The sequence below is a fragment of the Neotamlana laminarinivorans genome (genome assembly GCF_020523925.1).
Lineage (GTDB): Bacteria > Bacteroidota > Bacteroidia > Flavobacteriales > Flavobacteriaceae > Neotamlana > Neotamlana laminarinivorans.
In genome coordinates, this window is record NZ_JAJAPW010000005.1 from 201,020 (window position 1) to 220,216 (window position 19,197).

Annotated in this window: 13 protein-coding genes and 1 pseudogene; 10 read left to right on the forward strand and 4 right to left on the reverse strand. The window is 32.5% G+C overall.

All coding sequences use genetic code 11. The annotated features are described in order from the left end of the window. Nucleotides 1-125: 125 nt before the first annotated feature. The 5 genes from recQ (at nucleotide 126) to LG649_RS12840 (ending at nucleotide 4,936) form a co-directional block, all read left to right on the forward strand. The gene (gene recQ, locus LG649_RS12820; protein ID WP_226544216.1) at nucleotides 126-2,327 is read left to right on the forward strand and encodes a DNA helicase RecQ; all 2,202 of its coding nucleotides are present in this window, start codon (nucleotides 126-128) and stop codon (nucleotides 2,325-2,327) included. Between the two features lie 113 nt (nucleotides 2,328-2,440). Beyond that, on the forward strand, nucleotides 2,441-3,373 hold the full coding sequence (locus LG649_RS12825) for a peptidylprolyl isomerase (protein WP_226544217.1): 933 nt from the start codon (nucleotides 2,441-2,443) through the stop codon (nucleotides 3,371-3,373). Nucleotides 3,374-3,471: 98 nt separating this feature from the next. Continuing rightward, nucleotides 3,472-3,894, forward strand: a complete 423-nt coding sequence (locus tag LG649_RS12830) for a hypothetical protein (protein ID WP_226544218.1) — start codon at nucleotides 3,472-3,474, stop codon at nucleotides 3,892-3,894. 8 nt (nucleotides 3,895-3,902) lie between these two features. Further along, nucleotides 3,903-4,442, forward strand: coding sequence for a YfiT family bacillithiol transferase (locus LG649_RS12835; RefSeq protein WP_394371919.1), 540 nt, complete (start codon nucleotides 3,903-3,905; stop codon nucleotides 4,440-4,442). An 11-nt stretch (nucleotides 4,443-4,453) separates the two neighbouring features. Next, entirely contained in the window at nucleotides 4,454-4,936 is a 483-nt protein-coding gene (locus LG649_RS12840; protein ID WP_226544219.1) for a GNAT family N-acetyltransferase, read from the forward strand. On the opposite strand, the gene LG649_RS12845 is transcribed toward LG649_RS12840, so the two are convergent. Then, nucleotides 4,937-5,494, reverse strand: a complete 558-nt coding sequence (locus LG649_RS12845; RefSeq protein WP_226544220.1) for a thioredoxin family protein — start codon at nucleotides 5,492-5,494, stop codon at nucleotides 4,937-4,939. Between the two features lie 48 nt (nucleotides 5,495-5,542). On the opposite strand from LG649_RS12845, the gene LG649_RS12850 reads away from it, so the two are divergent. Next, a complete protein-coding gene (locus LG649_RS12850; RefSeq protein WP_226544221.1) occupies nucleotides 5,543-5,878 on the forward strand; it encodes a tRNA-binding protein in 336 nt (111 codons plus the stop codon). A 4-nt stretch (nucleotides 5,879-5,882) separates the two neighbouring features. Here the strand turns inward: LG649_RS12850 and LG649_RS12855 are convergent, their stop codons facing one another. The 3 genes from LG649_RS12855 to LG649_RS12865 all read right to left on the reverse strand — a co-directional run bounded on the left by LG649_RS12855 (nucleotide 5,883) and on the right by LG649_RS12865 (nucleotide 10,736). Next, complete coding sequence (locus LG649_RS12855) at nucleotides 5,883-8,387, reverse strand: M14 family metallopeptidase (protein ID WP_226544222.1); 2,505 nt, start codon at nucleotides 8,385-8,387, stop codon at nucleotides 5,883-5,885. Nucleotides 8,388-8,457: 70 nt separating this feature from the next. After that, entirely contained in the window at nucleotides 8,458-8,823 is a 366-nt protein-coding gene (locus LG649_RS12860) for a PUR family DNA/RNA-binding protein (RefSeq protein WP_226544223.1), read from the reverse strand. 155 nt (nucleotides 8,824-8,978) lie between these two features. Further along, nucleotides 8,979-10,736 carry an ABC transporter ATP-binding protein gene (locus LG649_RS12865; RefSeq protein ID WP_226544224.1) on the reverse strand — a complete coding sequence of 586 codons (1,758 nt, stop codon included), beginning with the start codon at nucleotides 10,734-10,736 and terminating at the stop codon, nucleotides 8,979-8,981. Between the two features lie 199 nt (nucleotides 10,737-10,935). Here LG649_RS12865 and nusB point away from each other — a divergent pair, with 199 nt between their 5' ends. The 4 genes and pseudogenes from nusB to LG649_RS12885 form a co-directional block, all read left to right on the forward strand. Then, nucleotides 10,936-11,880 carry a transcription antitermination factor NusB gene (gene nusB, locus LG649_RS12870; RefSeq protein ID WP_226544225.1) on the forward strand — a complete coding sequence of 315 codons (945 nt, stop codon included), beginning with the start codon at nucleotides 10,936-10,938 and terminating at the stop codon, nucleotides 11,878-11,880. Between the two features lie 87 nt (nucleotides 11,881-11,967). Further along, nucleotides 11,968-12,444, forward strand: a complete 477-nt coding sequence (locus LG649_RS12875; RefSeq protein WP_226544226.1) for a DUF1573 domain-containing protein — start codon at nucleotides 11,968-11,970, stop codon at nucleotides 12,442-12,444. Nucleotides 12,445-12,454: 10 nt separating this feature from the next. Next, nucleotides 12,455-12,751, forward strand: coding sequence for a preprotein translocase subunit YajC (yajC, locus tag LG649_RS12880; RefSeq protein ID WP_226544227.1), 297 nt, complete (start codon nucleotides 12,455-12,457; stop codon nucleotides 12,749-12,751). Between the two features lie 542 nt (nucleotides 12,752-13,293). After that, a pseudogene (locus LG649_RS12885) lies at nucleotides 13,294-19,197 on the forward strand (hypothetical protein); the annotation flags it as partial.

The following is a 19,197-nucleotide window of genomic DNA, read 5'->3' on the forward strand; positions in this document are numbered from 1 at the left end:
TAATTTTTATGTAAATTAGATTTTCGCTACAAAACTAACGAAAAAAATAATGAGGGTTCTCCAAATGTATTATTAAATTTTATAGTACATTTTGTAATTAAACATTAAATTAATTTTAACAATTCATGTCTGTAGACAAAACTGACTTACAAGCATCACTAAAACAATATTTTGGTTTTGGTGCGTTTAAAGGTCTCCAAGAAAGTGTGGTAAAAAGCATATTATCAGGGCAGCATACTTTTGTAATAATGCCAACAGGTGGTGGTAAATCTTTATGTTACCAGTTGCCGGCTTTAATGCAAGAGGGTACGGCTATAGTTGTATCGCCTTTAATTGCTTTAATGAAAAACCAGGTAGATGCCATTCGTGGTCTATCAAATCAAGAAGGTATTGCACATGTTTTAAACTCGTCTCTCAACAAAACCGAGGTAAAACGTGTTAAGGAAGATATCGTTAACGGTGTAACTAAATTGTTATATGTTGCTCCAGAATCTTTAACTAAAGACGAAAATGTAGAGTTTTTAAGAACTGTAAAAATATCGTTTTTAGCTATTGATGAAGCACACTGTATTAGTGAATGGGGACACGATTTTAGACCAGAATATCGCAATTTAAGGAGTATAATTGGTAGAATAGGAGACAATATACCTATTATTGGTTTAACCGCTACCGCTACGCCTAAAGTACAAGAAGATATAATAAAAAACTTAGGTATAACAGGTGCAAATACATTTAAAGCATCTTTTAATAGGCCTAATTTATATTACGAAGTAAGGCCAAAAACAAAACAAGTAGATGCAGATATAATACGTTTTATAAAACAAAACGAAGGTAAATCTGGTATTGTTTATTGTTTAAGTCGTAAACGAGTAGAGGAGTTAGCTCAAGTACTTCAAGTAAATGGTATTAACGCTGTGCCATATCACGCAGGTTTAGATGCCAAAACAAGATCTAGTCACCAAGATAAATTCTTAATGGAAGATGTAGATGTTGTTGTTGCAACCATTGCCTTTGGTATGGGAATAGATAAGCCCGATGTACGTTTTGTAATTCATCATGATATACCTAAAAGTATTGAAAGTTATTACCAAGAAACAGGTAGAGCGGGTCGCGATGGAGGTGAAGGACACTGTTTAGCATTTTACTCTTACAAAGATATTGAAAAGCTGGAAAAGTTCATGTCTGGAAAGCCAGTTGCTGAACAAGAAATAGGGCAAGCTTTATTACAAGAAATGGTAGCTTTTGCTGAAACATCTGTATCTCGTAGAAAATTTATACTTCATTATTTTGGAGAAGAGTTTGATAACGAAACAGGTGAAGGGGGAGACATGGATGATAATGTTCGCCATCCTAAAAAACAGCATCAAGCTAAAGATGAAGCCAAACTGCTTATAGAAACTGTTCAAAACACTAACGAAAAATACAAATCTAAAGATTTGGTAAACGTTTTAGTTGGTAGCGAAAACGCTTTAATAAATTCTCATAAAACTAACGAGCAACCCTTTTTTGGTGCTGGTAAAAACCACGATAAAAAATACTGGATGGCTTTACTAAGGCAAGTGCTTGTATCTGGATATTTACGTAAAGATATTGAAACTTATGGGGTTATTAAATTAACCGATGCAGGTAAAGAATTTATAAGCAACCCGGTAACATTTATGATGACTGAAGATCATGAGTTTACCGAAACTCAAGACGATGCCATAATAACAAACTCAAAAAGTTCTGGTGCAGCAGCCGATGAGGTATTAATGGGAATGCTTAAAGACTTAAGAAAAAAGAATGCAAAAAGATTGGGTGTACCCCCGTTTGTAATTTTTCAAGATCCATCTCTAGAAGATATGGCATTAAAGTATCCTATAAGTTTAACTGAATTAGCAAATGTTCATGGTGTTGGAGATGGTAAAGCAAAGAAATATGGAAAAGATTTTGTAGCGCTAATAGCTAAATATGTAGAAGATAACGATATTGTTAGGCCAGATGATTTAGTTGTAAAATCAACCGGATCAAACTCTGTAAATAAACTTTATATCATCCAAAATATAGATAGAAAGCTGCCTTTAGATGATATTGCTTCAGCAAAAGGTTTAAGCATGCAAGAATTTATTAAACAAATGGAAGCCATTGTATATTCTGGAACAAAACTAAATATTAATTATTGGATTGATGAGATACTAGATGAAGATCAACAAGAAGAAATTCATGATTATTTCATGGAATCAGAATCCGATAATATTAATATGGCTATAGATGAATTTGATGGAGATTATGATGATGAAGAGTTGCGTTTATACCGTATTAAATTTATAAGTGAGGTTGCAAATTAAAATTTAGCTTATTTATTTAAAGTTAGTTGTATATATGTATCCCTAAAACTTATTTGTTTAAGCTTCGGTCTTACAACTAAAAAAATTATCTTTGCAGCCTAAAAAAATAAAAAATGAAAGACGGTTTATACGCAAAATTCAACACTACAAAAGGCGAAATTTTAGTAGCCCTAGAATATAAAAAAACACCAGGAACAGTAGGTAACTTTGTTGCTTTGGCAGAAGGAAACTTAGAGAATAAGGTAAAACCACAAGGCACACCATATTACAATGGTTTAAAATTTCATAGAGTTATACCAGATTTTATGATTCAAGGAGGTTGCCCACAAGGTACAGGATCTGGTAATCCAGGATATCAGTTCGATGATGAGTTTCATCCAGATCTAAAACACGACGGCCCTGGAGTTCTATCTATGGCAAATGCAGGACCAGGAACAAACGGTAGCCAGTTCTTTATTACACATGTAGAAACACCTTGGTTAGATAATAATCATACCGTTTTTGGAAAAGTTGTAGAAGGTCAAGATGTTGTTGATGCCATTGCTCAAGGTGATGTAATTGAAACTTTAGAAATAGTAAAAGTAGGTGAAGAAGCAGAAGCTTTTAATGCCGTTGAAGCTTTTAGAACTTTTGAAGGAGCCAGAGAAAAGCGTGTTGAAGAAGAGAAGAAAGCAGCTGAAGCAGAGCTAGATAAGCTAGCTACAGGTTTTAGTAAAACAGATAGCGGTTTACGTTACCAAATTATACAAGAAGGTACAGGAAAAAAAGCCGAAAAAGGCAAAACTGTATCTGTACATTATAAAGGTCAATTAGCCGATGGTACTGTTTTCGATTCGTCTTACAAAAGAAATTCCCCTATAGATTTTCCATTAGGTATGGGGCAAGTTATTTCAGGTTGGGATGAAGGAATTCAACTTTTAAAAGTAGGAGACAAGGCAAGATTAGTAATACCAAGTCATCTTGGGTATGGTTCAAGAGGTGCAGGAGGCGTAATTCCACCAAATGCAACATTAGTTTTTGATGTAGAACTTATGGACGTTAAGTAGAAATATTATAAATACATAGATAAAGCACCTAATAGTAATTATTAGGTGCTTTTTATTTAATTATTTTCTTTAAATTGAAAAAATGAAATTTATGTGTGATGAAGTATGTAAGAGATTCTAGTTATTATGAAGAGGTCATAAAAGAGGTCAAATATTCCTTTGGTGAATTATTTTTATTTCAAGGTTTTGTTGTTGGAGAAATTTATGAAGGACAAACAATTAATTGGCAAAATGCAGAATTAATGGTTGATGATGTAGTGAATTTATTAGGAACAGATGGCTCAGATATAATTTATATAAGTAATAGAGTAAATACGTATTCTGTAATAGCCTCAGATTGGCTTAAGTTTTTTAAATATAGTTATTCATTAAAATCTTATTATGTTGTTTCCACAAACAATGTAGGAACATTAAATTCTACCATTGAAAAACTTTTTTTTAAGAAAAAAATAAAGCATTTTAATTGTTTGGACGAAGCTATTTTAGAAGCAAAAAAATTATTAAAGGAAAAAGTAAAATAATAATAATTGTGGAAGATTTACAGAAATTAAAATATCCTATAGGGCAGTTTAATGGCCCTGAAAAAATAACAAAAGTAGAAATTGATAGCTGGATTTTAGAATTAGAAACCTTACCAAATAAGTTAGAGTTACTTGTAGGAGTATTAACAGACAATCAATTAGATACGGTTTACAGGCCAGGTGGCTGGACGGTTAGGCAGGTTGTACATCATATTTCAGATAGCCATCATAATAGTTATTTACGATTTAAATGGGCATTAACCGAGGATAAACCTTTAATAAAGGCTTATTATGAAGATAGATGGGCTGAACTTTTTGATTCAAAAACAGCACCTATACAAATGTCTTTAAATCATTTAAAAGCCATTCATGTAAAATTGGTATATTTATTAAAAGGCTTAAGTTTGGCAGATTTACAAAAATCTTTTATTCATCCAGAGGATAATTTAGAATATACTTTGGCATTTAATGTAGGTAAATATGCTTGGCATGGTAACCATCATTATGCTCATATTGAGAATTTATTAAAACGTGAAAACTGGATTTAATTTTGTAAATAGTGATACGACCTTTTAAAGTTGAAGATACATCCCAAATTCTTGAAATTTATAATTATTACGTATTAAACTCCACAGCTACTTTCGATTTGGAGATTTCAGAATTTAAAAGTTTTCAAGAGAAGCTAATAGGTATAAATAATAATTTTCCATTTTTAGTTTTTGAAGAAAATAACCAAATTCTTGGTTATGCTTATGGTAGTAAATTTAGACCTCGACCAGCTTATAATGACACTGTGGAATCCACGGTTTATGTTAAACATAACGTACATGGTAAGCAAATTGGTACAAAACTATATATACAACTATTAAAACAGCTTAAAATACAACAATTTCATACCGTATTAGGTGTTTTAACTGTGCCAAATGTAGGTAGTGTTAAGTTACATGAAAATTTAGGATTTAAACAAGTAGCCGAGTTAAAGGAAGTTGGTTTTAAATTTGGAGAATGGCAAAATGTTGGTTTTTGGCAACTAAAATTATAGCTATTTTTTCCATTTAATATTACAACCTATACTTGGTTTTTGGGTGGTTTCGTTTATTGTGTTATTTAGCAAACATTCTATGGCATGTTTTAAATCTTTTCCAGTAACTGGTAAGTTATTCCCTGGTCTTGAATCGTCAAATTGACCTCTATAAACTAAATGTAATTCAGCGTTAAATAAATAAAAATCTGGTGTACAAGCCGCATCGTAAGCTTTTGCTACTTCTTGATTTTCATCATACAAATACGGAAATGGATAATTGTTTGCTTTAGCATGAAGTTTCATTTTATCTGGAGCGTCTTGTGGGTAATTAACAACATCGTTACTAGAAATAGCAATAAAACTTATACCTTTTTCCGCGTAAGCGTTAGCTAAATTTACAACTGTTTTATTTACATGAATAACAAAAGGGCAGTGGTTGCAAATAAACATAATTACTGTACCGTTTTTACCTTTTAACTTTTTAAGCGAAATCTGCTTTTCTGATATAGTGTCTGGTAAATTAAAATCGGGAGCTTTTGTTCCTAAAGGAAGCATATTTGAAGGTGTATTAGCCATTTCTTTTAAATTTTATTCAAATTTCGTGATTATTTGTATTTTTAAAAAATGAATAAGACGATAACTTTTGAAGATTTTACTAAAGTAGATTTACGCATAGGAACTATTATTGAAGTTAAGGATTTTCCTGAAGCAAGAAACCCAGCATACCAATTAAAAATTGATTTTGGTGATTTAGGAATAAAAAAATCATCAGCTCAAATTACAACGTTATATTCTAAGGATGATTTACTAAACAAACAAATAGTTGCAGTTGTTAATTTTCCAAAAAAACAAATCGCTCAGTTTATGAGCGAGTGTTTAGTTTTAGGCGCTGTTAATGCCAAAGATGTAATACTTTTAAACCCAGAAAATAAGGTGAAAAATGGAACTGTAGTGTCTTAAAATTTTAAAGTTCTTCTCTAAAGAAAATAGCATTCATTAGCAACTTATTGGTGCCATACCAAAAGGCTCTAAAATTAGTGTTATCTGTAAAGGCAACTATTTTACCTTGTTTTAAACGTTTAATTTGAAACGGCACGGTTTCACTAATACTATCTAAATTAGGTTTAGATATATAGCCACTTAATAGCGGGTTTTTAGTGTATTTAATTGGGTTATTATAGCTGTTTTTATCGGCTTTTAAAAAGATATTAGTGCTTTTAAAAAGTGCAATTTTATCATTTTTTATACCAAAGTTTATAGGGTGCGATCGGTCTAATTCAGCTTCAAAAATAGCACCTTTAATAAGTTGCGCTCCAGAAAAATTACTTTTTTGCTCGTAACTTATATTTTTTGCAATTTGCTTTTGTTTTTTAAATTCAAACTTCGCTAATTCGTTACTATTAGCCCATTTTAAAGCATTAGAATAACTAATTAAAGTACCACCATTTTCAATCCAGGTTTTAATTTTTTCAGTATTACTTTTATTTAAAGATCCGCTTGGGAAAATAATGGTATTATAACGGTTAAGATTTTTTCTGGTTAAATCTTTTGTGTTTAATTTTGTAACCATAATGTTATATCTGGTATCTAATAAATGCCAAATTTCACCAGCATCGTAAGAGCGTATACCTTCACCTACTAATAAAGCTATCTCAGGTTTTTTAACGGTTTCAAAACTTCTGCTTCCTAGGTCTATACCACTGGTTAATCCGGTATTTGCAGCGTTTATGGTAATATGACTTTCTTCAGATACAGTTTTTAAAATTTCGTATAATTCGTCGCTATTATATTTTTGATTTTGTACTGGAATTAAAATAGTACCGTAATCGTAAGTTGTGTTGTTTAGGCTAAATACTTTTTTTGCAACCTTCGCTCTAATCCCTTTTTTAAGTATATTATTTAATGCTTTTGGTGTGTAATATTCGTGCCATTGCATTAAGTAGGCGTAATTACTTTTTTCGGTAACTTGACCAGATTTAGGTTTTAAATCTTTTACTTCTTTATTGCCAAGCGAAGCATTTACGTTTTCTTGATAATCTAAATTAAAGGCTAACGGAAATGACCAAGCAGAGATATCGTAAAACAAACTATCTGTAAAGGTTGTTCGTTTTTCGAACATGGTATTTATTAGTCGTGTGTTTTTTTGGTTTTTAGGAATTACAAAGCTGTAACCTTTTTTGTAGGTTTTGTTACTTAAAGTCACATCGTTTTTGAGGTCGTAAAATTTAATGTTTTGACGTTTAAGTATTTCGGCTAGGTGATAGGTTGATGCAGCATCTTTTTCGTTACCAAAAATAATAGCTTTACCATTTTGTTTAGTGGCTTCGTTTCTGGCGTTTTTAAAGAAATTGTGTTGGTACTTTAAAAGCTCTTCGCGCAAGCCAACAGCGGCTTTTAAAGTAGATATAGCGGTTGTATATTGATTTCTAATAGTAAACGGAAAGGTTAAAATACCATTATCAGATTCTTGAATATGACCTCTAGAACTCGCTTGTTCGAACAAAATACCAATACCACCATTAATGTCCGGAAAGGTTGAGCCTTTACCATAATAAAAATCGTCGTAACTTTCTTCTGTAAAATAAAGAGAGCCAATTTTATCTAAAGCTTCGGCGTGATAATTGCCAATTTTTGCAGTTAATTCTTGATTTAATTTTGGTGTAAGCGGATGCGTTCTTGATGGAATTCCTGGTTGAAAAAAGAATGATGAATTTGTACCCATTTCATGATGATCGGTTAAAATATTTGGCAACCATTTATGAAAAGTAGCAATTCTAGCTCTAGATTCTGGTAACTGTACAGGAAGCCAATCTCTGTTCATATCAAACCAGTAGTGGTTGGTTCTTCCACCAGGCCAAACCTCGTCGTATTCTCTATCGTTAGGATCTGGATTTAAATTGATGCTTTTGTTTGTATTTGCCCAATAAGCAAAACGTTGTAAACCATCTGGGTTAAAACAAGGATCGAATAAAATAACTGTGTTTTTAAGAATGTTTTTAGTTAAATCGTCTTGTGAAGCTGCCAAATAGTAAGCAGCAACCAAGGCGGCGTTTGATCCACTTGCTTCGTTACCGTGAATTGAAAACCCTTGATAAACAACTACAGGTCTGTCGAAATTATTTTCTGTATCATTATTTGTTGCATTAATGTGGTTTTCACGAATATTTTCTAGGTTTTTATGATTTTCTGAAGAAGTTATAGTAAGTAGCAACAGTGGTCTGTCTTCAAAAGTGGATCCTCTATTTTCTATACTAATTCTATCTGAAGCTTTAGCTAAAGCATACATGTATTGTACTAGTTTATCGTGTGTAACATGCCATTTACCAACAGGATGCCCAATGATACTTTCTGGTGTAGGGATGTTTTTGTCTAGAGGAATGTTTTCGTTTAAATAATATGATAAATCTAGATTATTTTGAGCTTTTAATAGTGAGCAAAATAGAAGAGTAATAAATAGAATGTTTTTCATGAAAATGAGAAATTTATAACTAAAAAAGCCATTAAAAAATTAATGGCTTTTGTTTGTAATGTGTTTTATATTAAATATCATCAAAATTAATATCTGTAAAACTTTCAGGAGCTTTTAATTCGGCTTCAGTTACCCTTGGGGTAGCGTATTCCTTTTTAAAATCTTTTTGGTGTCTTTCGCTAATAACTTCATCACCTTTTTCGTTTATAATAAAATCAGTCATTTCTGCCAAAATATCTTTAAACTCGGCAAAGTCTTCTTTGTAAATATAAATTTTGTGTTTTTTGTAATGGAAAGACCCATCATCATTTGTAAATTTTTTACTTTCAGTTATTGTAAGGTAATAATCGTCTGCTTTTGTAGCTCTAACGTCAAAAAAGTAAGTTCGTCTTCCGGCTCTTAATACTTTTGAAAAAATTTCCTCTTTCTCCATCATGTCATTCAAGGTTTGATTGAAATAAGTTGTGTTTGTTAAATTGTTTGTAATTCCAAAAATCTAAAAAAAACTCTTATTAACCAACAAATTATAAATTTTCTTTTGCAAAAGCACGATTTTTGTGGGTAAAATTCAACAAAAAATGAATTAAAATGTTAAGGTTTAGGAGATTCGCTTAACTGTTTTAAATATAAATCTTTATAATAACCATTTACATTTATTAAGCTTTCGTGTGTGCCTTCTTGTACTATTTTACCATTATCTAAAACAATAATTTTGTCTGCATTTTTTGCTGAAGATACTCTGTGACTTACAATTATAGATGTTTTGCCTTTTGAAATTTGACTTAAATTTTTAAGTATTTTTTCTTCAGTCTCTGTATCTACAGCAGATAAACAATCGTCGAATAACAAAATTTTAGGCGATTTAATTATTGCTCTTGCAATTGAGACTCGTTGTTTTTGCCCCCCTGAAAGTGTAATACCGCGCTCGCCTAATACAGTATTGTAACCGTTTTTAAATTTAATTATGTTTTTGTGCACATGTGCATTTTTGGCTGCTTGAATAACATCATTTTCGGTAGCATCAATTTTTCCAAAACTAATATTGTTTTTTATACTGTCTGAAAATAAAAAAGCATCCTGTGGAACATAGCCAATATTGTCTCTTAAACTATATAAATTAAGTTCGTTTAGCTTTTTGTTATTTATGGTAATTTCACCTTCATTTACATCATATAGGCGACCAATTAAGTCTAAAATAGTAGATTTTCCTGAACCAGTTTTTCCTAGAATAGATAGGGTTTCTCCTTGTTTAACTGTAAAACTTACATTTTTTATAGCCTGAATGTTGGTGTCGTTGTAAGTAAACGATACATTGTTAAAAGTGATATCACCATCAATTTTGGTTTCTGTTTCCGATTGATTTTTTATTTCAGGTTCTATGTTTAAAAACTCGTTAATACGTTTTTGAGAAGCTTCAGCTTGCTGTACAATAGAAGTTACCCAGCCAACAGTTGCAACTGGCCAAGTAAGTAAGTTAACATACATTAAAAATTCTGCAATAGTACCAATACTTTTAATTTCACCATTAATATATTGCATGCCGCCAATGTAAATTACTAATAAATTACTGCTGCCAATTAGTAAAATCATCATAGGGAAAAACCAAGCTTGCATTTTAGCTAAGCTTATTTGTTTGTCTTTACTTTCTAATGCTAAATCTTTAAAGTTTTTAGAGGTTTGAGTTTCTATGCCATAGGCTTTTATTACAGAAATTCCACTAAATGATTCTTGTGTAAAAGTTGATAATTTGGATAAATACTCCTGTACTACAGTACTTCTATTATGTATTTCTTTACTTAATTTATAAATAATTATAGATAAAACAGGCAAAGGAAATAAAGTGTATAATGTAAGTTTAGGAGAGGCATTATACATATAAAACACAACCATTACTATTAAAGTTAGGGTGTTAATACTATACATAATAGCAGGGCCAGCATACATGCGTACTCTAGAAACATCTTCGGTAATACGATTCATTAAATCGCCAGTACGATTTTGTTTGTAAAAGCTTAAAGAAAGTTTTTGATAGTGATTGTAAATTTCATTTTTTAAATCATATTCAATATATCTCGATACATTAATTATGGTTTGGCGCATAAAAAAAGTTAGTATTGCTCCAATTAAGGCTGCCCCAATTATATATAGAATAGCTTCAATTAATTCGTTTTTAAAAACAGTTTTAGTAATATCGCCAGCAAAATAAGTTTCAATTATTGTAAATATTTCCTTTATATAACGAGGTGTATAAAGTAAAAATAAGCGTGCAATAATGGTAATAATTATACCAATAATTAAATGGTTATGGTATTTATAAAAGTATTTATTTAAATGCAGTAATGCTTTCATGAAATTTTAAAAGTAGAAGAGCAAATATAACCTATTAATGATAATTATTTAGATTTACGGTGTAATTCAATTGTTAAACATAGCTTAAAAAAAATGTTATAATAAATTAATATTTATCCTACTGTTATATTAATTATAGTATTATTTTTGCGGCGTAAAAATTTTCAAAAAAAATATTTTTTAAAAGTTCTTTGTAAATATGCTTAATAGAAGACACATTAGAATAAAAGTCATGCAAAGCCTTTATGCATTTAAAGGAAATGAAAGTGATGATTTTAGTAAAGACCAAAAATTCTTGCTATTTAGCATAGAACATATTCAAGATTTATATCTTTTATTACTCTCGCTATTAATAGAAGTTCAAAAAAGAGCCGCCAGCGATTTAGTTAAAAAACAACAGAAACATCTTGCAACAAAAGAGGATAAAGATCCCAATCGAAAATTTGTAAATAATCAATTACTTAGTCTTTTATGTGAAAATGAAGAGTTAAGAGAAGCTATTGAAGGCAGAAAGATTAATAATTGGGAACTGGATAGCGAATACGTTGATGTAATTTTTAAAGGAATAACTTCTAGTAATTTGTATAACGATTACATGAAAACCAGAACTTCCGATTTCAAAGAAGATAAAGATTTTGTTATAGATGTTTTTAAAGAAATAGTAGCACCAAACGAAAAACTTTACGATTACCTTGAAGATAAAAACATTACTTGGTTAGACGATTTACCAATTGTAAATACAGCAATATTAAAATTGTTTAGAAAGGTAAAAGCTGCCAGCAGTAATACAAATTTTACGCCCAAATTATATAAAGATATTGAAGATAAACAATTTGCTATAGATTTGTTTAGAAAAACACTTTTAAACCGTACGGCATTAAATAAACAAATTGAAGGTAAAACAAAAAATTGGGATGCAGACCGCATAGCAAATGTAGATTACGTGTTATTACAAATGGCAATTTGCGAATTGTTAAACTTTCCATCAATTCCAGTAAAAGTTACTATTAACGAATATTTAGAAATCTCAAAGGAGTACAGTACACCAAAAAGTAGTATTTTTATTAACGGTATTTTAGATAAGCTAGTAAAAGAATATCAAGCTGAAAACAAATTAAACAAAGTAGGAAGAGGTTTAATATAACATGTGTTAAGAACCTTTAAAAAGTTTTTAATAGAATAAAATATTACTACTTTTACCCTTTAATATCCAATAAATTTAAATTTTATTATGAAAAAACTCATATTAAGCTTAACTGCGTTAACATTAGCTTTTACTTCATGTAAAGACGATGCAACAAAAAAAATTGATCAAAGCAATATTACAGCAGCTGCAGAAAGAGATGCAGTAGCATCAAAATTTCCAGTAATTAAATTTGAAAAAACAGAACACGATTTTGGTGAAATAGAATCTAGAACACCTGTTGAAACTGTTTTTAATTATACTAATACCGGAGATGCACCTTTGGTAATTACAGATATTAAAAGTAGTTGTGGTTGTACAGTACCGCAAGATTGGAGTAGAGAACCTCTTGCTCCAGGCGAAGCAGGAAAATTTACTGTAAAGTTTAATGGTAGTGGTACTAATAAGGTAACAAAAACCATTACAGTAACTGCAAACACAGAAAAAGGTAAAGAAACTGTAAAAATAACAGCTTTTGTAAAGCCAGATCCAAATAAAACAACTAACGCTCCGGCAGCACACTAAATATTTAATAATGGAAGGTTTAAGTAGTTTATTACCATTTGCTTTAATGTTTGTTGTAGTTTATTTTTTTATGATAGCTCCACAAATGAAACGTGCAAAAAAAGAAAAAAAGTTTGCTGCAGAATTAAAGCGTGGCGATAAGATAATTACTAAAAGTGGTTTACATGGTAAAATAGCAGAGTTAAACGACAAAGATAACTCTTGTGTAATTGAAACCTTAGCTGGTAAATTAAAATTTGATAGATCTGCTATCTCTATGGAAATGAGTGAAAAACTCAATACACCACCAGTTACCGATAAAAAGTAAATAAATTATATACATAAAAAAGCCTCCTAATTTAAGGAGGCTTTTTTTATGCGTATAATTCAATAGTATTTATATTGTATCTTCAATTCTACATAATTTAGCCTAAAAACACATTGATGTTGTAGAGTTAAATAAATGTTAAAAACCGCTTATCTATACATTTTTGTCGTTCAACTACACTTTAATAGTTTCTACAAGTAAAGGAATAATAAAAAATTAAGTTCTGTTTAGTTTTGTTGTTGATGTTTAAAATTCAATTTTTTTTTGTGACTTATTAAAAAATATAGTTTCTAATTCAATAAGATTTTTTAAACAATCTGTTTTTTTTAAAATTTAATAGATAAGTAAATTTATTTTAGATGTAAAATATTACATTTATAATAATTTTTTCTTTCAATTTAATTATTGGCAATATGAATAAAACAATTACTCTAATTAAGACTTTATCTGCATTCAAATTAAAAAGATTTGAAACAAACCTTAGGGGATTTTTTTTAACTTCAAGTTTCAGAATTTTTTTATTATTTATTTTGCTGGCTTTCTTGCCACAAATATCGCTAGCTCAAGATACCGATGGTGATAATGTAGCAGATTCTATAGATTTAGATGATGACAATGATGGTATATTAGATACAGATGAAGGATATTCAGCAACAGTAACAAATTATCTAGCAAACCCTAGTTTCGAAAGTAATAATCCTAATATAGGAAATCAACGTGGTGGCTCTTATTTAGGGCCAGGAACTGGAAATGTAGGTATTGCTGTGGATAATTGGGATCTCGTTTGGGGTACCGGAGATTTATATGATAACGCAACTAGAAGTGATTTTGCAGCATCAGATGGGAGTTATTATGTTGGTTTTCATTCCGGCGATGGAAACAATGATACATCTTACAATCAAGATAGTGCAAACACTAGAGAAGTTTTAATACATAATCTAGCAAATCCTTTGCAAGCCGGTGTTCAGTATACGCTTTCTTTCGATTTAGCAGCTTACGATTTTGATAACAATTTAAATAACACTCCACCAGTTGAGATTGAGTTTTATACAATTAATGACGATATAGCGACGGAAGGTGACCATGATAGTGATGGAACACCGAATTATTCCGATATTGATTATATTGACTTAACCGATCTTTATCAAGATGGAAATATAGAAGGTGATTTAGCTACCGGAAACCCAGGGCTTATTTATCAAGCTAAAATGGGGTCTGCTGGTCTTTACGATGTTGTAGGTTGGAGTTCAGCAACTTTTACTTTTACGCCATCTTCTAACATAGACAGAATTTTATTAACACCTACTTCTGGTTCTCATGAAGGGGTTTTAATCGATAATTTTACTTTAGTAGCTACAGGTGCTACTTTTACTTCAATAGACACAGATGATGACGGAACTCCAGATCATTTAGATATAGATAGTGATGGCGATGGTTGTTACGATGCAGATGAAGCCTACGGGGTTTCAGGTACAGATAGTAATAGCGACGGAACCTATGGAGGAGTAATAACTAGTGCAGATGTTGATGCTAATGGTTTAGTAACAGCCGCAGGTGTTAGTGGAAATACTTACAATACATCTCCAGCAACATTAACAAACCCTCCAGGAGACGCTTTTCAAATTGCAACTACAGCAGTAGTAGACGCTACTGCTTTACAAAATCAATCTGTTTTTCAGGGTAATAGCACAACATTTACCATAACAAGTAGCTCTGCTACAAGTACTGAAACATTTGCCTCAGGATCTCCCAATTATTCTTCGGGTCAAACCGATGTAACGAGTGCTTTAATTTATCAATGGCAAGAAGATGGTATAGGTTTAAGTAATGCAGGTGTTTACAGTGGCGTAAATACAGATGAATTAAATATATCAGATGTAACAGGTTTAGATGGTAAAGTTTATACATTAGTAGTAACACATCCAGATAATGTTTGTATCAGTGTTCAAAACAGCGCCACATTGTCAGTTACACCAGATAATGATGGAGACGGAATTGAAGATAGTGTTGATACAGATGATGATAACGATGGAAACCCAGATGTGTCAGATTCCAATCCTTTTATGCCAACAGCTGTAGATGAAAGTGTAGTTGCTATATTAAATGTAGCAACAAGCATAAACATATTAAATAATGATGATTTTTTACCCAATAACGATTTAACCAACGAAGGTACAACAGTAATTACTCAAATTGGCGGTACAGCAGGAGGAACAATTGTTATAGATAATTTAACAGGTGAATTAGCTTATACACCTTTAGCAACCGAGGCAGGATCTGTAGTTACAGTAATCTATAATGTATGTAATACAGATCCAAACCCAGATGTTTGTGATACGGCAACTGTAAACATTACCGTTACAGATGGTACAACAGATTCAGATAATGATGGTGTTTTAGATGTTTCAGATATATGCCCTGGGTATGATGATACAGCCGATAATGACTCTGATGGTGTTCCAGATGGATGTGATTTAGACGATGATAATGATGGTATTTTAGATGTAAACGAAATGCTTTGTTCTCCTGGGTTTGTAGACTTAGACCAAACATTTTCAAATACCGATACCGGAACAAACGGAGGTACGGCCACCGCAAGCTTAACAGGACTTTACCCTTCAAATGTTGTTAGCGTAGATGCAACTTATGAGATTCAAGGAGGAGCTAATTGGAATTCTGGAGTGCAAAGTATAACAGGAACAACAGGAATATCAGGAGCATATGTAAATACTCAACCAGAAAATACAGATTTCCCAAATGGAGATGTAGCTGTCTATACTTATGCATTTTCAGAGCCTGTTTATAATGTCGAGTTTAAATTTGGAGGACTTGACAACGATGACCGAGCAGATTTTTCTGCATCAGGCCCTTCAGGAAGCACGCCGGCAGTTTTATCTGATATAAATATTGGAACAACAAACCTAACAATAAATGGGCAAAGTGCAATAAGTACAGCAGGAAGTTCTAATGCTCCAGGTAATGCAATTCAAGTTCAAATACAAGGGCCAGTAGAAGAAATTGTAATTACTGTTGGTAAAGAAGATGGGAACTCCGGAAATGTAACTATGCAATTTTACGAACTACAATATTGCGTTATTTCAGATACAGACGGAGATACAATTCCTGATTATTTAGATACAGATAGTGATAACGATGGTTGTTATGATGCATTAGAAGGAGGCGATAACATACCAGTAGGCTCTGTAGATGGTAGTGGTATGTTAACAGGAACAGTTAATGGTACATCAGGAGTACCAAATGATGTTGATGTAAATAACGGACAATCTGTTGGAACATCGGCAGATAACACACAATATGACAGTTTTGGCCAATGCGACCAAGATAATGATGGTGTTTTAGATGCTAACGATGTTTGTAATGGCTCTGACGATTCTGCCGATAACGATGCAGACGGTGTTCCTGATGGATGTGACTTAGATGATGATAACGATGGTATTTTAGATACAAATGAAAAAGATTGCGACCGTTTACGATATGGATTAGCTGTCGATGATACGGCGCCTTCTGGAACTACATTTACAGATTCAAGTTACAATGTATCTGTAACACCAACTTTTACAGATACATTTAGTATAAACAATGTACACGCGGTTTCCGATTCTGATGCGTTTGAGGTTTCAAATACATATAACACATTCAACGAATATACTACATGGGATATAGCTGTCTCTCCTGCCAATCAAGATTTATATTTAATCTTTACAGATTTCGATCAAAATAACGCAGCGGACATAGGAGAAACAATTACAGTTAGTTTTTATAACGGAGCTACTCTTGTAAATTATAATGTAAGAGAAATGGGGGGAAATATCCAACGTTCTTTAAATACATTCTCTGCTTTTCAAAATGGAAATAATTCAACAACTTCTCCAACAGGAAACATTGACCCAGCCGATAATAGGCTTATTATTGATATCCCAAATTTTATAGATAGAATTGTTGTAGAAGTAACAATTACCTCTTATGGAGCTGCGTCGCCATCTAGCGGAAATGCAAATACTAATTTTCGAATTGGATCGTGTTTTAGAGATACAGATGGAGATAATTTACAAGATTATTTAGACGCAGACAGCGATAACGATGGTTGTTATGATGCATTAGAAGGAGGCGATAACATACCAGTAGGCTCTGTTGATGGTAGTGGTATGTTAACAGGAACAGTTGATGGTACAACAGGAGTACCAAACGATGTTGATGTAAATAATGGGCAATCTGCTGGAACATCGGCAGATAACACACAATACGATAGTTTTGGGCAATGCGATCAAGATAATGATGGTGTTTTAGATGCTAATGATGTTTGTAACGGTTTTGATGATACTGCCGATAATGATTCAGATGGTGTTCCAGACGGATGTGATTTAGACGATGACAACGATGGTATTTTAGATACAGAAGAAAATTTATCTTGTTTAACAACAAATGGTTTTGCAGTTAAACATTGGTCTCTATATAGTTACAGTGAAACTGCAGAAAATCCTTGGGTTGCTGCTTCAGGAGGGTCAGTAGGGCCAGATTGGAGAGTAGAAATAACAGAACCTTATGGAGGGTTTAATAATGTTGTTTTACAGCCAGATTATGCACCTGATGATGATTTTGTAGTTACAAATTTATCAACTCAAGTAAATTCTACAGATGGGGGTACGGTTTTAAGTTTCGATCAAGGCTTAAGTGTAGATGATGAATCCTCAGATCCAGATTATAGATCTGTTAGTACATCATACCCTACAGGAAACTATATTATAACAGAGGCATTAATTAAGGTGCCTTCAACAACAGGTCCAAGTTCCTTACCGCAACTTAGGGTTTTAGGTAGTCGTTTCACGCTTCAACAGCTTTATGTAGCTCATGATGGTTCAAATAATCCAACTTTAAATGCATCAGATTACAGATTTGTAGGTCAAGCTGTAGGGAATGGAACAGCAACACCTATTTTTATTCCTTCATCAACAAATAGTTACATTAAAGTTTTATTAACCAACCAGGACGGTCGAGCAATGTCAGGAACTATATTGCAATGGAGTTTAGATGGAGGAAGTAGTTGGCAGGATGTTCCTTTTGCTAATTCATACCCTCCAAATGTAATTTGCGATACCGATGGAGATACAATTCCAGATCAATTTGATACGGATAGCGATAACGATGGATGTTACGATGCATTAGAAGGGGGCGATAATATTCTAGTAGGCTCTGTTGATGGTAGTGGTATGTTAACAGGAACAGTTAATGGTACAACAGGAGTACCAAACGATGTTGATGTAAATAATGGGCAATCTGTTGGAACATCGGCAGATAACTCACAATATGATAGTTTTGGCCAATGCGACCAAGATAATGATGGTATTTTAGATGCTAATGATATCTGTAACGGTTTCGATGATTCAGCTGATATCGATTCAGATGGTGTTCCTGATGGGTGTGATTTAGATAATGATAATGATGGAATTTTAGATACCGATGAAGGTGCCTCAACTTCAGTTTCAGAAGAATTTGAAGCAGCACCTGCTTCTGGGGCATGGACATATGGAACGAATTCAAATGGAGATAATCAGGGAGATGTTAATCATTCTACAGATGCCGTAACAAATCAAGGATGTGATTTTTCATCAATTCCATCAGGACCAGACGGTGAGTATATTTTAGTAACAGATCCTGCTGGTGGCCCAACATATTTTAATGGTGATGCCTCTTCTTTTTCTTCTGCAGATTTGTTAAATGGTTCATTGTCTTATTATTGGATAAATGGAACTTATGATGGCTCTGGAGCTCAAGATGGTACTCAAAATATACAACAAGTTGTTTTACAGGGAAGTACTTTAAGTGTAAGACACACTTTTGATGCAACAGGCATTTACAATGCAGGTTGGCAATTAATTCAAATAGACTTAGATGCCTCTTCTTGGGTAAATAATAGTGATGGAAGCGCGATTACAGATACAGATTTAGAAAATGTTTTATCTACATTAACTAATATAATTATAGAAGTTGAAACAGGCGGTGGTAGTCAAGTACCTCCTTCAACTTGTGCAGCAGGAGAATATATGGGAATTGACGGGGTAACTTTTTCAACTCCATCTCTAGATACAGATGGAGATAATACACCAGATTATTTAGATAATGATAGTGATGGCGACGGTTGTCCAGATGCTGTTGAAGGAACTGAGAATATAATGTCTTCAGATGTAGATACAAACGGAAGAGTTACAGGAGGTGTAAACGGAAGCGGTATACCTACTGCAGTAGATAGTGGTTTAGGTCAAGGTGTTGGTAGTTCTACAGATGCTAGTGTTTCTGCATGTGTACCAACAACAGTAGACGATACGGCAAGTGTAGATGAAGACGATACAGTAAACATTGTAGTATTAGACGACGATAGTTTTGGCGGCGATGGTCCAAGCACCGGCACGATAACTATCACCAGTGGG

Excerpts from the sequence above, each read along its gene's own strand:
- recQ (WP_226544216.1), top strand. The coding sequence starts at position 126 with ATGTCTGTAGACAAAACTGACTTACAAGCATCACTAAAACAATATTTT.
- LG649_RS12850 (WP_226544221.1), top strand. The coding sequence starts at position 5,543 with ATGAATAAGACGATAACTTTTGAAGATTTTACTAAAGTAGATTTACGC.
- nusB (WP_226544225.1), top strand. The coding sequence starts at position 10,936 with ATGCTTAATAGAAGACACATTAGAATAAAAGTCATGCAAAGCCTTTAT.
- LG649_RS12825 (WP_226544217.1), top strand. The coding sequence starts at position 2,441 with ATGAAAGACGGTTTATACGCAAAATTCAACACTACAAAAGGCGAAATT.
- LG649_RS12860 (WP_226544223.1), bottom strand. The coding sequence starts at position 8,823 with ATGATGGAGAAAGAGGAAATTTTTTCAAAAGTATTAAGAGCCGGAAGA.
- LG649_RS12830 (WP_226544218.1), top strand. The coding sequence starts at position 3,472 with ATGAAGTATGTAAGAGATTCTAGTTATTATGAAGAGGTCATAAAAGAG.
- LG649_RS12865 (WP_226544224.1), bottom strand. The coding sequence starts at position 10,736 with ATGAAAGCATTACTGCATTTAAATAAATACTTTTATAAATACCATAAC.
- LG649_RS12855 (WP_226544222.1), bottom strand. The coding sequence starts at position 8,387 with ATGAAAAACATTCTATTTATTACTCTTCTATTTTGCTCACTATTAAAA.
- yajC (WP_226544227.1), top strand. The coding sequence starts at position 12,455 with ATGGAAGGTTTAAGTAGTTTATTACCATTTGCTTTAATGTTTGTTGTA.
- LG649_RS12875 (WP_226544226.1), top strand. The coding sequence starts at position 11,968 with ATGAAAAAACTCATATTAAGCTTAACTGCGTTAACATTAGCTTTTACT.
- LG649_RS12845 (WP_226544220.1), bottom strand. The coding sequence starts at position 5,494 with ATGGCTAATACACCTTCAAATATGCTTCCTTTAGGAACAAAAGCTCCC.